At 69.9% G+C, this 12,958-nt stretch carries 5 protein-coding genes; all 5 read right to left on the bottom strand.

The genetic code is table 11. The annotated features are described in order from the left end of the window. Positions 1 to 199: 199 nt before the first annotated feature. The 5 genes from AC3WLF_RS02470 to treS all read right to left on the bottom strand — a co-directional run bounded on the left by AC3WLF_RS02470 (position 200) and on the right by treS (position 12,948). Positions 200 to 2,734: a glycogen/starch/alpha-glucan phosphorylase gene (locus tag AC3WLF_RS02470; protein WP_492340427.1), complete on the bottom strand. Its 2,535-nt coding sequence runs from the start codon at positions 2,732 to 2,734 to the stop codon at positions 200 to 202. A gap of 110 nt (positions 2,735 to 2,844) precedes the next feature. Further along, the gene (malQ, locus tag AC3WLF_RS02465) at positions 2,845 to 5,094 is read right to left on the bottom strand and encodes a 4-alpha-glucanotransferase (RefSeq protein WP_492357772.1); all 2,250 of its coding nucleotides are present in this window, start codon (positions 5,092 to 5,094) and stop codon (positions 2,845 to 2,847) included. After that, positions 5,091 to 7,325 carry a glycogen debranching protein GlgX gene (gene glgX / locus AC3WLF_RS02460; protein WP_492357771.1) on the bottom strand — a complete coding sequence of 745 codons (2,235 nt, stop codon included), beginning with the start codon at positions 7,323 to 7,325 and terminating at the stop codon, positions 5,091 to 5,093. The genes malQ and glgX overlap by 4 nt, the downstream gene beginning before the upstream one ends. Then, positions 7,322 to 9,592, bottom strand: coding sequence for a 1,4-alpha-glucan branching protein GlgB (glgB, locus tag AC3WLF_RS02455; protein ID WP_492355727.1), 2,271 nt, complete (start codon positions 9,590 to 9,592; stop codon positions 7,322 to 7,324). Before glgB ends, glgX begins: the two co-directional genes overlap by 4 nt. Then, entirely contained in the window at positions 9,589 to 12,948 is a 3,360-nt protein-coding gene (gene treS / locus AC3WLF_RS02450; RefSeq protein WP_492357770.1) for a maltose alpha-D-glucosyltransferase, read from the bottom strand. The genes glgB and treS overlap by 4 nt, the downstream gene beginning before the upstream one ends. Positions 12,949 to 12,958 lie beyond the last annotated feature (10 nt).

The following is a 12,958-nucleotide window of genomic DNA, read 5'->3' as shown; positions in this document are numbered from 1 at the left end:
AACGTGCAAAGGGAGAGCCGGCCGGATGGCCGGTCCTTGTGTCCAACGCGAACTCCATGCCCACGGAACAACGCTTTGCGAGGGCGCATGCTGGCGGGGCGTAGCCGCCAGCGCGGGCTTTGTTACATGGGCCATTGTAGAAACTTCCCGCGCAGTGCGGACGTGCGCTAGCCCACGCCCGCAGTGCCCGTCACGCCGCTTACGCGGCGCGCACCGGAGATTCAGCCTGCCAGGGCGCACCGCTGGCGCGGTGCAGCAGCCGCACCGGCACCGGCTCGATGTGCCAGATGCGCTCGCAATACTCGCGGATCGCCCGGTCCGATGAAAAGCGCCCGGAGCGCGCGCACGACAGCACCGACATGCGTTGCCAGCGCGCCGGTTCGGCAAAGGCCTGGGAGACTTTCTCCTGGCACTCGATGTAGGAGGCGAAGTCGGCCATCAGCAGGTAGGGGTCGTGTCTCTGCTGCGGGTCAAACAGCGGACGGAACAGCCCCGGGTCCCCGCGCGAGAAGAAGCCCTGCTGGACCAGGTCGATCACTGCGCGCAGCTGCGGGTTGCTGTGGTAGTAGGCGGCAGGGTCGTAGCCGCTGGCACGCAGCGCATAGACCTCCGGCGCGGTCAGTCCGAACGGGAAGAAGTTGTCGTTGCCCACGGCTTCGCGCAGCTCGATATTGGCGCCGTCCATGGTGCCGATATTGAGCGCGCCATTCATCGCGAACTTCATGTTGCCGGTGCCGGACGCTTCCTTGCCCGCCAGCGAGATCTGCTCGGCCAGGTCGGCCGCCGGGTAGATGCGCTGCCCGTAGGTGACATTGAAGTTGGGCAGGAACACCACCTTGAGCCGGTCGCGCACCTGCGGGTCGCGGTTGACCACGTCGGCCACCGAGGTGATGAAGCGGATCATCAGCTTGGCATAGGCGTAGCCCGGCGCCGCCTTGCCGCCGAACAGGAAGGTGCGCGGCTGGATCTCGGTGCCGGGGTCGGACTTGATGCGGTGGTACAGCGCGATCACATGCAGCACCGCCAGGTGCTGGCGCTTGTATTCGTGGATGCGCTTGACCATCACATCGAACATGGAGGACGGGTCCACCACCACGCCGGTGGTGTCGCGGACCAGCTCGGCCAGCGCTACCTTGTTCTGGTGCCGCGCGGCCTGCCATTGTTCGCGAAAGCCCGCGTCCTCGGCATACGGCTCGAGCGCGCGGAGCTGCGCCAGGTCGGAGATCCAGCCGTCGCCGATCGCCTCCGACACCAGCCGCGTCAGGCGCGGATTGGACAGCGCCAGCCAGCGCCGCGGCGTCACGCCATTGGTGATGCTGGTGAACTTCTCCGGCCACATCTCGTAGAAATCCTTGAGCACGTCCTCACGCATCAGCCGTGAGTGCAGCTCGGCCACACCGTTGATGGCGTGGCTGCCCACGCACGCCAGGTTGGCCATGCGCACATGCCGTTCGCCGTGCTCATTGATCAGCGACAGCCGCGCCAGGCGCGATTCGTCGCCGTAGAAGCGGATCCGCACCTCGTCCAGCAAGCGCGCGTTGATCTCCAGGATGATCTCGAGATGGCGCGGCAGCACACGGGCAAACAGCGGCAGCGGCCACTGCTCCAGCGCTTCGGGCAGCAGCGTGTGGTTGGTGTAGGCAAAGGCATTCTGCGTGATGTGCCAGGCCTCGTTCCAGGCCAGGTCATGGTCGTCGACAAGCAGCCGCATCAGCTCGGCAATGCCCACGGCCGGGTGGGTGTCGTTCAGTTGCACCGCGAACTTCTCGTGGAAGCGCGTCACCGGGATGCCGTCGACGGCGAGCAGCCGCAGCATGTCCTGCAGCGAACAGGCGACGAAGAAGTATTGCTGCTCCAGCCGCAGCTCCTTGCCCTGGCTGGTCTCGTCGTTGGGGTAGAGGACCTTGGTCAGGTTCTCGGAAGTGACCTTCTTGCTGACCGCGCCCAGGTAGTCGCCGCGGTTGAAGGTATGGAAGTCGAAGGCCTCGGTGGCGTCCGCGCGCCACAGCCGCAGGGTGTTTACGGTATTGACGCGGTAGCCCAGGATCGGCGAGTCGAACGGCACGCCCACCACGGTCTTGGCCGGCACCCAGCGCACGCGGTAGTGGCCGCGGTCGTCGGTGTAGTGCTCGGTGTGGCCGCCGAGGCGCACCTGCACGGCCCACTCTGAGCGCTGGATCTCCCAGGGGTTGCCGTTGCGCAGCCAGGTGTCGGTGGATTCCACCTGCATGCCGTCGATGATGGTCTGCTGGAAGATGCCGTACTCGTAGCGGATGCCATAGCCGAGCGCGGGGATTTCCAGCGTCGCCAGCGAATCCATGAAGCAGGCCGCCAGCCGGCCCAGGCCGCCATTTCCCAGCCCCGGCTCGACCTCTTGCTCCAGGATGCGGTCGAGATCCAGCCCGGCAGCGGCCATGGCCTCGCGCACCTCGTCGAAGATGCCCAGGTTGATCAGGTTGTTGCCCAGGTGCGGGCCCATCAGGAATTCCGCCGACAGGTAGGCGACGGTGCGCGAGGGCTGGCCCAGGTAGGCTTCGGCGGTGCTGATCCAGCGCTGCACCAGGCGGTCGCGCACGGTATGCGCCGCTGCCTGGTAGAGGTCGTTCTGGCTGGCGTGGCCGGGCAGCTTGCCCTGGGTATGGAAGACGTGATCGAGGAAGGCCCGGCGCAGGCTGGCGCCGGACAGGGCCGTACGGGTGTCATCGGCATGCTCGGGCCGGACAGATTCCTTCATGGCGAGGCTCCTGCGCATGTGCGTGGGTCAAGCTTAGTGGATGGAGCAATCCCTGCACCGAGATCGCGGCTCTGGTCGTGCAAGCGGCACATTTTGCGGGCGACCTGTGGCTACGCGCGTGGCGGCGGATGGCGTGCGCCGTGGCGGCCGCCGCGCAAGGCGTCGGCTCGCGCCTGCACCGCCGGGGTATCGAACAGCGCACGTACATCGGCATCGAGCCGGCGCTGCCAGTTGGGATGGACGCTGGTGGTGCCGGGCAGGTTGGGCTGCTCGGCTTCGCCCAGCAGGTCTTCCAGCGGCACCAGGCGCAGGGCGGTACGCGCGGTGCCGAGCCACGCCAGCACGGCATCGAGCGGGGCCTGGGCGGGGCCCGGCACGGCGCCGCTGCACAGCCCCGCTGCGCACAGCGCCTGCCAGAGCGCGCCGCGCTCGCGCGCACGGCCGGCCTGCATCGCTGCGAGGGTTTCGCCGGGCGCCAGCAGGTGCAGCCGGTCGCGCCACGCAAGGTCGCGGCCGGCCCACCAGCCGGTGACTGTGGGGAGGTCGTGGGTCGAGGTGGTGGCGATGGCATCGGGCGGCCAGGCTGCGGGAGGCAGGAAGGCCGGCACGGTGCCGGGCGCCGGGGCGGGCACCCGCTGAGCTGCCTCGGCCGCATCCACTGGCGCGCTTTCTTCGCGCTGGAACCACAGCACATCGATGCCCAGCACGCCACGGGCCGACAGCGCCGCATTCAGCTCCGGCGGCACCGTGCCCAGGTTTTCGCCAATGATGATGGCGCGGTGCCGCCATGATTCCAGCGCCACCAGCCGCAACATGTCCTGCAGCGGATAGCGCAGGTAGGCGCCTTCACTGGCCGGGGCACCGGCAGGCACCAGCCACATGCGTGCCAGGCCCAGCACATGGTCGATGCGCAGCCCGCCGGCATGGGCCAGGTTGGCGCGCAGCATCTCCAGGAAGGCCGCGTAGCCGCGGCGGCGCAGCCCGCGCGGCGAGAACACCGCCACGCCCCAGTCCTGCCCGAGCGGGTTGTACAGGTCCGGCGGTGCGCCGGCATGGAAGCCCGCCAGGATTTCCTGTTGCCGCGTCCAGGCCTGGCTGCCGCCAGGGTCGGCCCCCACCGCCAGGTCGGAGACGATGCCGACCGCCATGCCCGCGCCGCGCGCCGCACGCTGCGCGCGTGCCATGCCGTCGGCCGTAATCCATTGCAGGAAAGCGTGGTAGGCGACCTCATCGGCATGGGCCTGTGCAAAGGCCGCCACGGCGGCATCGCCGGGCGCGCGCAGCGTCACCGGCCAGCAGCGCCAGTCAGGCGCGGGGTTGTGGTTCATGCCGTTGGCGCTGTCGGCCAGGCGCTGGGCCTGGATCGCCTCGTAGCAGGCGTGCGCGTGCAAGGCGGTGCCGCCGCGCGCGCGAAAGGCGGCGCAGTCATCGAGCGCCGCGCGCGGCAGCAGCGCATCGCTGCGCTCCCATAGCCACCGCAGGATGGCGTAGCGCAGCGGCGTCAGCTTGACCCAGTCGATCTCGCTGCGGGCTTCCAGCGCTTGCAGCGACGCGCCCGCGCCGAGCGCGGCGACGGCCCAGTCTACCGCGGCCTGCCCGAATTGCACGGCGGGGTCGGCATAGAGCGGATTCAGGAACAGGCGGCTGGACGGCGCATACGGGCTATAGCGCTCGGGCAGCGCGGCAAAGCCGGCGTGCAGCGGGTTGATGGCGACGGCGTCGGCGCTGGCGCCGGCCGCGCTGATGCAGCACTGGGTCAGCGCGCTCAGGTCGCCCAGGCCGCAGGGCGCGCCGCGGCGCAGGCCGTAGAGCTGCACTGCCAGGCCCCAGGGCCGGGTCAGTTCGCCCGCGCGGCCGGCGTGCCGCAGCGCATCGGCAACGCCGTAGCAGCGCGGCGGCGCGATCGCCAGCACGGTGTGCGCATCGCCGAGTTCCAGGCGGTGGTAGCCGCATACGTCGATGGCGGGCAGCAGCATGGTGCCGTCGCTGTCGCGCGCGCTGCCGTCGTTGCCACGCACCGCGGTGCCGGTGACAATGGCGCCGTCTTCCAGCGTCAGCCGGTAGGACCGCTGCGGCAGGGTATGTGGCCACGGCACCGCCACCGGCTTGCCGCGCTCGGCGGTGACCAGCGGCGGCAGTGCATGCGCTGCGTCATCGGAGGCAAGCCATGCGCGCGACGCTTCGCACTGGCCAGTGGTGGCGCAAGGCAGGCCCAGGCCGTCCAGCACGCGCCGCAGTGCGGCGTCGGACACAGTCTGGGGCTGGTTCCAGGCATCCGTCCACCGGGGCAGCAGGCCCGCGCGCAGTGCCAGCGCATGCAGCGGCGTGGGCGTGTCGTGGCGGGTGGCGCGCCGGCTCATGCCTGTGCCTCCTGCGGCGCGCCCAGCGGCGGGCTTTCCTGGGGCGCGCTCTGGCGGCTGCGGGCCTGGGCCGCTAGCAGCACCAGGGAGTGGCCCGCCACCGCCTGGCTGTCGGCGACTGCCTCGCCCGCGAGTTCGGCCTCGGTGGCGTCGGGCCGGCTGCTGTCGAACAGCAGTGTCCAGGCCAGTGCGGGCCCGGGCAGCAGGAAGGAGGCCTCGGCATCGCCGGCGTTGAGCAGCAGCAAGGTTACCTGCACGGCGCCGGCATCGCTCTCTTCGTCCTGCGCCAGCGAGCCCAGCTGCGCGCGCTCCGGTTGGGGCGGCGCGGCCGCGCGGCGCAGCGCGAGCGTGCGGGTCTCCGGGTCGGCCCATTCCTCGGGGGTGGGCGGCTTGCCGTCGGTATCGAACCAGGCAATATCGGCAATGCCCTGCGCCGGTTCCTCGCGCCCGTGCGCGAAGCGGTCGCCGGCCAGGGAGTGCAGCCGCCGGCGCAGGGCCAGCAGGCGGCGCACCATGTGCTGCAGCGGCTGCGCGCCGGGGGTCTGGGCCTGCTTCCAGTCCAGCCACGAGATCTCGTCGTCCTGGCAGTAGGCGTTGTTGTTGCCTTGCTGGCTGCGGCCCCATTCATCGCCGGCGGTCAGCATCGGCGTGCCCTGCGACAGCAGCAGCGTGGCCATCAGTGCCTGCGCCACGCGCGCGCGGCAGGCCAGGATGGCGGGGTCGTCGGTGGGGCCTTCGATGCTGCCGTCGGGGCTCCAGTTGGCGCTGGCGTTGTCGTCGGTGCCGTCGCGGTTGTCTTCGCCGTTGGCCTCGTTGTGCTTGCTGCTGTAGCTGACCAGGTCGGCCAGCGTGAAGCCGTCGTGCGCGGTGATGAAGTTGATGCTGGCCCAGGGGCGCCGGTGGCGGCGGTCGAAGAGGTCGGCCGAGGCCGCCAGCCGCGCCGCCAGCTCGCCGCGGTGGCCGGCGTCGCCGCGCCAGAAGCGGCGCGCCACGTCGCGGAACTTGTCGTTCCACTCGGCAAAGCCGGGCGGGTGGTTGCCAAGCTGGTAGCCGCCCGGGCCCAGGTCCCACGGCTCGGAGATCAGCTTGACGCGGCTCAGCACCGGATCCTGCATCAGTGCATCGAAAAAGCCCGAGCCCGCATCGAAACCGTTGCCCTCGCGCCCCAGGGTGGTGCCCAGGTCGAAGCGGAAGCCATCGACGTGGTAGCAGTGGACCCAGTAGCGCAACGAGTCCATCACCATCTGCAGCACGCGCGGATGCGACAGGTTGAGCGTATTGCCGCAGCCGGTGTCGTTGATGTAGTGGCGCTCGTCGCCCGGCACCAGCCGGTAGTAGCTGGCGTTGTCCAGCCCGCGCCACGACACCGTCGGTCCCAGCTCGTTGCCCTCGCAGGTATGGTTGTAGACCACGTCCAGGATCACTTCGATGCCGGCCGCGTGCAGGCGCCGCATCGCCACCTTGAACTCCTGCAGTTGCCCGGTGCCCAGGTAGGCGGGCTCCGGCGCGAAGTACGCCATGGTGTTGTAGCCCCAGTAGTTGCGCAGTCCGCGCTCCAGCAGGAAGCGGTCCTGCAGGATGGCGTGGACCGGCAGCAGCTCGACGGTGGTGATGCCGAGCTGCACCAGGTGGTCGATAAAGCGCGGGTCGCACAGCGCGGCGAAGGAACCGCGCAGGTTGGGCAGCAGGTCACCGCGCAGCATCGACAGGCCCCGCAGGTGGGCTTCATAGATGACGGTGGACGGCCACGGCACCGCGGGCGGGCGGTCGTCGCCCCAGTGGAAGCTCTCGTCGACCACCACCGCCTTGGGCATGGTGGGGGCGCTGTCGCGGCGGTCCGGAGTCAGGTCGCCGCGCGCGCTTTGCAGGCGGTAGCCGAACAGCGCATCGGACCAGCGCACCGGGCCGCTCAACTGGCGCGCATACGGGTCCAGCAGCAGCTTGTGCGGGTTGAAGCGGTGGCCGTGCGGGGGATCGTAGGGGCCGTGCGCGCGGTAGCCGTACAGGGTGCCGAGCGCGGCATCGGGCAGGTAGCCGTGCCAGATCTCGTCGGTGCATTCCGGCAGCCGCAGGCGCGCCAGCTCCTTGCGCCCGTTGTCGGAGAACAGGCACAGGTCGATGCGCGAGGCATGGGCCGAGAACACCGCGAAATTGACACCCAGGCCGTCCCAGTGGGCCCCGAGGGGATACGGCTTGCCCGGCAGCAGCCGGTCCGCGAACTGTCGGCTCATGTCGATGCGCCCTGGATGCCGCCACCCGGATCGAAGCGCAGCACCAGCGTGGCCAGCGGCGGCAGCGTCAGCGCGAGCGAAGCCGGCTGCCCGTGCGAAGGCACGTCCACTGCCGCTACCGCGCCGCTGTTGCCGACATTGCTGCCGCCATACACGGCGGCATCGGTATTCAGGCATTCCTGCCAGGCGCCGGCATACGGCACCCCGAGCCGGTAACCATAGCGCGGCACCGGGGTCATGTTGACCACCACCAGCACCACTTCGCGGCTGTATGGGCCCGCGCGGCGCAGCCACGCAAACACGCTGTTATGGTTGTCGTCGCCCACCACCCACTGGAAGCCTTCGGGGCGGTGGTCCAGCGCATGCAGCGCGGGCAGCTCCCGGTAGAGGCGGTTCAGGTCCCGCACCAGCGTGTGCATGCCGCGGTGCATGGGGTGGTCCAGCAAGGCCCAGTCAAGCTCGGCATCGTGGTTCCATTCCTGCCACTGCGCCAGTTCGCCGCCCATGAACAGCAGCTTCTTGCCCGGGTGCGCCCACATGAAGCCGTAGTAGGCGCGCAGGCCGGCAAATCGCTGCCACTCGTCGCCGGGCACCTTGCCGATCATCGAGGCCTTGCCGTGCACCACCTCGTCATGCGACAGCGGCAGCACGAAGGCCTCGGACCACGCATAGACCAGCCCGAAGGTCATGTCCTGGTGGTGCCAGGCGCGATGGACGGGCTCGTGTCCGAGATAATGCAGCGTGTCGTGCATCCAGCCCATGTTCCACTTGAAGTCGAAGCCAAGCCCGCCGCTGGCGACGCTGGCGGTCACGCCGGGCCAGGCGGTGGATTCTTCGGCGATGGTCAGCGCACCGGGGCAGCGTTCGTGGACCACGGCGTTCAGTTCGCGCAGGAAGTCGACGGCTTCCAGGTTTTCCCGGCCGCCGAAGCGGTTCGGCACCCACTGGCCGGGCTCGCGGCTGTAGTCGCGGTAGAGCATGGATGCCACCGCGTCCACGCGCAGGCCGTCGGCGTGGAAGTGCTCCAGCCAGTGCAGCGCGCCGGCCAGCAGGAAGCCGCGCACCTCGTTGCGGCCGAGGTTGTAGATCAGGGTGTTCCAGTCCTGGTGGAAGCCCTCGCGCGGGTCCTCGTGCTCGTACAGCGCGGTGCCGTCGAAGCGCGCCAGCCCGTGCGGATCGGTCGGGAAATGCGCGGGCACCCAGTCCAGGATCACGCCGATGCCGGCCTGGTGGCAGCGGTCGATAAACGCGGCGAAGGCCTGCGGCGGCCCCAGCCGCGCGGTGGGAGCATACAGCGACAGCGGCTGGTAGCCCCACGAGCCGCCAAACGGGTGCTCGGTGATGGGCAGCAGCTCGATATGGGTAAAGCCCAGTTCCTGCACGTACGGCACCAGCCTCTCGGCCAGGATTTCCCAGCCGCGTTGCGGGTCGTTGGCCGCCCGCAGCCACGACAGGGCATGGATTTCATAGACGGACATCGGCGCGGCATAGGCATCGGTGCCGCCGCGGCGCGCCATCCAGTCGGCGTCATGCCAGGCGAAGGGGGGCGCGCCCTGGTCCGGTCCGGCCACCACCGAGGCGGTGGCGGGGGGCGCCTCGGTGGCCAGCGCGAGCGGGTCGGCCTTGTCCGGCAGCTCGGTGCCGTGCGGGTCGAGCAGGTCGTACTTGTAGCGGCTGCCGGGCTGCGCGCCCAGCGCGGCGGGGATGAACAGCTCCCAGATGCCGCTGGGGTGGCGCAGCCGCATCGGGTGCCGCGCCGGGTGCCAGCCGTTGAAGTCAGCGATCACCGAGACCCGCTGCGCGTTCGGCGCCCACACGGCAAAGCGCACGCCGTCGATGCCGTCCACGCGCTGGCACTGCGCGCCCAGGCAGGCGCCCAGCTCGAAGTGGCGGCCCTCGGCGATCAGGTGCAGGTCCAGTTCGCCCAGCAGCAGGCCAAAGGCATAAGGGTCGGCGCTGCACTGCGCGGTGCCGTCGGACCATTGCACGCGCAGCCGGTAATCGGGCGCACTGCCCTTGTATTCGCGCGGCAGCCGCGCGGCGAAGACGCCGCCGCCATGGAGCTGCGCCATCTCCGCCAGTGGCGTGCCGCCGGCATCGGTCAGCTGCACCGACGCCGCCCCTGGCAGGCAGGCGCGCACCAGCGTGCCGTTGCCGTCAGGGTGCGGACCCAGCACCGCAAACGGGTCATGGTGGCGCGCACCAAGCAGGGCCTCGAGCTCGTGGCCCGGCAGCATGCCGGGTTGGGTGCCATGGGCGGGGCTCATGGCTGGTCTCCCGGCGCCAGCACTTTGCGCAGCAGGCGCGCCAGGCCGCTGACCGGCAGGTCGATCCACGCCACGCGGTTGGCGGCTTCGTAGTCGACCTCATAGGCTGCCCGTTCCAGCAGGAACAGGTCCAGCAATGGCTGCAGCTGGCCGTGCGCGACCCAGGGTGTGCCCGAGTCCTGCATGTGCAGGTGGTAGGAGTTCAGGAAGGCTTCGCTGGCGGTGCTGCGGAAGCGCTCCAGCAGCACCGCGCGGCGTTCGGCCAGCTGCGGCGGCAGTTCGCTGTGGGTGCGCTCCTGGCGGTCGGTGCCGACCGTGGCCGCGGCGTAGTCCAGCGAGCGCAGCAGCCCGGCCACATCGCGCAGCGGCGAGGTCTTGCGCCGGCGCCAGTCCAGCGGCAGGCCGGGCTCGCCTTCGAAGTCGACCAGGTAGGTGTCGTTCTGCGCAATCAGCACCTGGCCCAGATGGAAGTCGCCGTGGATGCGTGTCTGCAGGCTGCCCGGCGCGGCAGCGGCGAGCTGTTCGACCAGCGCGGGCAGCGCGTCGCGCGCGGCCAGCAGGGTCTGCACGTCGGCCTCGAAGCCCTGGCGCACCGGTCCCGGCACGGTGGCGGGCGCGGACTCCAGCCGCGTCAGCGCGCGCTGCAGCGCACGCAGGGCTTGCTCGGCCCACGCGCGCGCATCGCCTGCGGTGGCCGGCAGCGGCGCGAAGGCGTCGTCGCCGCTGGGCCGTGCCAGCACCGCATGGAGCTCGGCCAGCCGGCGGCCGAGCGTGCCAGCCAGCGCGGCGTAGCCGTTCATGGCCTCGGCAAACTCGTCCTCGCTCTCCTGCGAGGGCAGCGCGTCATCGATGGCGCGGCCCAGGTAGTCCAGGGTCCAGTCCCAGCCATTGCCCTGGTTCAGGACATAGCCCTGCAGCAGCATCAGCGTATGCGGCACGCCATCCGGTCCGGTGCGCACCACCTCGCCCAGCAGCGGCGCCGCGTGCGCATAGCCCTGCGCGGTCAGGTAGCGCGTCATCTCGGCCTCGGGGTGGATGCCGCCAGAGACCCGGCGCACCATCTTGAGCACGGCGGTGTTGTTGTAGGACAGCGAGCTGTTGGACTGCTCGGCCGACATGTATTCGATCGGGTCGCGCTCCAGTTCCAGCGCGGCCAGGCCGGCTTCGGCGCGGAAGTGGATGATGTCGTTGCCGGCGTGCATCTGCACGTCATTGCGCAGCGCGCGCACCACCTCGCGCGCAAAGGGCTCGACCACGAAACCGTCGGTGGCCAGCCCCACGCGGCTGCCCTGGCGCACGCGCGCCATCGACAGTCCATGTGCCAGCTGCGACACGCTGTCGGCGCTCTCGCGGTCCCACAGGATGCCCAGCGGCAGCTGGTAGCGTTCGGTGCGGCCAGGCAGGGTCACCTCGACCTCGCCCAGGTAGACATCTTCGCCGCTGCTGCCGCGCGCAAATGGCAGCAGGTACGCCGGTTCGATGCGCTCGATGCGCTCGTGCTTGGCGCCGAACCAGCGGCGCCGGCTGATGTAGTGCGGCAGCACGTCGCTGGCCATGATGCGGCGCGAGGCGTCGGTCAGCTCCGGCCGGCTCGTGTTCTGCATCACCAGGGTGATCTGGTCCGGCATCTGCTCGGGTGCTTCCACGTGCCATGACGGGGGCTGCGCCTCGTCACTGAGTACGAACCAGTAGAAGCCATAAGGCGGCAGCGTCAGCAGGTAGGTCAGCGTGCCGATGGCCGGGAACGGCGTGGCGCCCATCATCTCCACCGGCACGCGGCCGTTGAAGGCGGACAGGTCCAGTTCGACGGCCTGCGGCGCGCGCGACAGGTTTGCCACGCACATGATGTGCTCGTCCTCGTATTCGCGCAGGTAGGCCAGGATTTTGCGGTTGCCCGGAAACAGGAAGCGCAGCGTGCCGCGGCCGAAGGCGCGGTGCTTGCGCCGCAGCGCCAGCATGCGCCGCATCCAGTTCAGCAGCGAATGCGGGTCGCGCGCCTGCGCCTCGACGTTGACGGCTTCGTAGCCATACAGCGGGCCCTGCAGCGGCGGCAGCACCAGGCGCTCGGGGTCGGCGTGCGAGAAGCCGCCGTTGCGGTCGGGCGACCACTGCATCGGCGTGCGCACTCCGTCGCGGTCGCCCAGGTGGATGTTGTCGCCCATGCCGATCTCGTCGCCGTAGTAGATCACCGGCGTGCCCGGCATCGAGAACAGCAGGCTGTTCATCAGCTCGATGCGGCGGCGGTCGCGCTCCATCAGCGGCGCCAGCCGGCGGCGGATGCCCAGGTTGATGCGCGCGCGCCGGTCCGTGGCGTAGACCTCCCACAGGTAGTCGCGCTCGCTGCTGGTCACCATCTCCAGCGTCAGTTCGTCATGGTTGCGCAGGAAGATGGCCCACTGGCAGTTGGGCGGCACCTCCGGCGTCTGGCGCATGATGTCGGTGATCGGGAAGCGGTCTTCGCGCGCGATTGCCATGTACATGCGCGGCATCAGCGGGAAGTGGAAGGCCATGTGGCATTCGTCGCCTTCCGGCTCCGGGCCGGTCAGGCCGAAGTACTGCTGCGCGTCCTCGGGCCACATATTGGCTTCTGCCAGCAGCATGCGGCCGGGGAAGCGCGCGTCCAGGTGGGCGCGGATATGGCGGATGACGGCATGGGTCTCGGGCAGGTTCTCGTTGCTGGTGCCTTCGCGCTCGACCAGGTAGGGCACCGCGTCCAGGCGCAGCCCGTCGACGCCCATGTCGAGCCAGTAGCGCATCACCGACAGCACCTCGTTGAGCACCTGCGGGTTGTCGAAGTTCAGGTCCGGCTGGTGCGAGTAGAAGCGGTGCCAGAAGTAGGCGCCGGCCACCGGGTCCCAGCTCCAGTTGGACTTCTCGGTGTCACAGAAGATGATGCGGGTGCCGGCGTAGGCCTGGTCATGGTCCGACCACACGTAGTAGCGCCGCGCCGCCGAGCCGGGTTTGGCGGCGCGCGCGCGCTGGAACCACGGATGCTGGTCGGAGGTGTGATTGATCACCAGCTCGGTGATCACGCGCAGCCCGCGCGCGTGCGCCGCGGCGATAAAGCGGCGCGCCTCGGCCAGCGTGCCGTAGTCGGGGTGGACGTTGCGGTAGTCGGCGATGTCGTAGCCGTCGTCGCGCCGCGGCGACGGATAGAACGGCAGCAGCCAGACCGTGTCCACGCCCAGGTTGACCAGGTAGTCGAGCTTGGCCAGCAACCCGGCAAAATCGCCCACGCCGTCGCCGTTGGCGTCGTAGAAGGACTTGATGTGGAGCTGGTAGATGATCGCGTCCTTGTACCAGAGCGGATCGGCGTTGAGCAGGGCGGCACTGCCGGTTTCGGTAAGGCGTTTCATCCGTGTCTCC

The organism is Cupriavidus sp. FW306-01-F10A (assembly GCF_058782785.1).
Note: the sequence above shows the minus strand (reverse complement) of the source record. Positions and strands in the feature narration are given on the sequence as shown.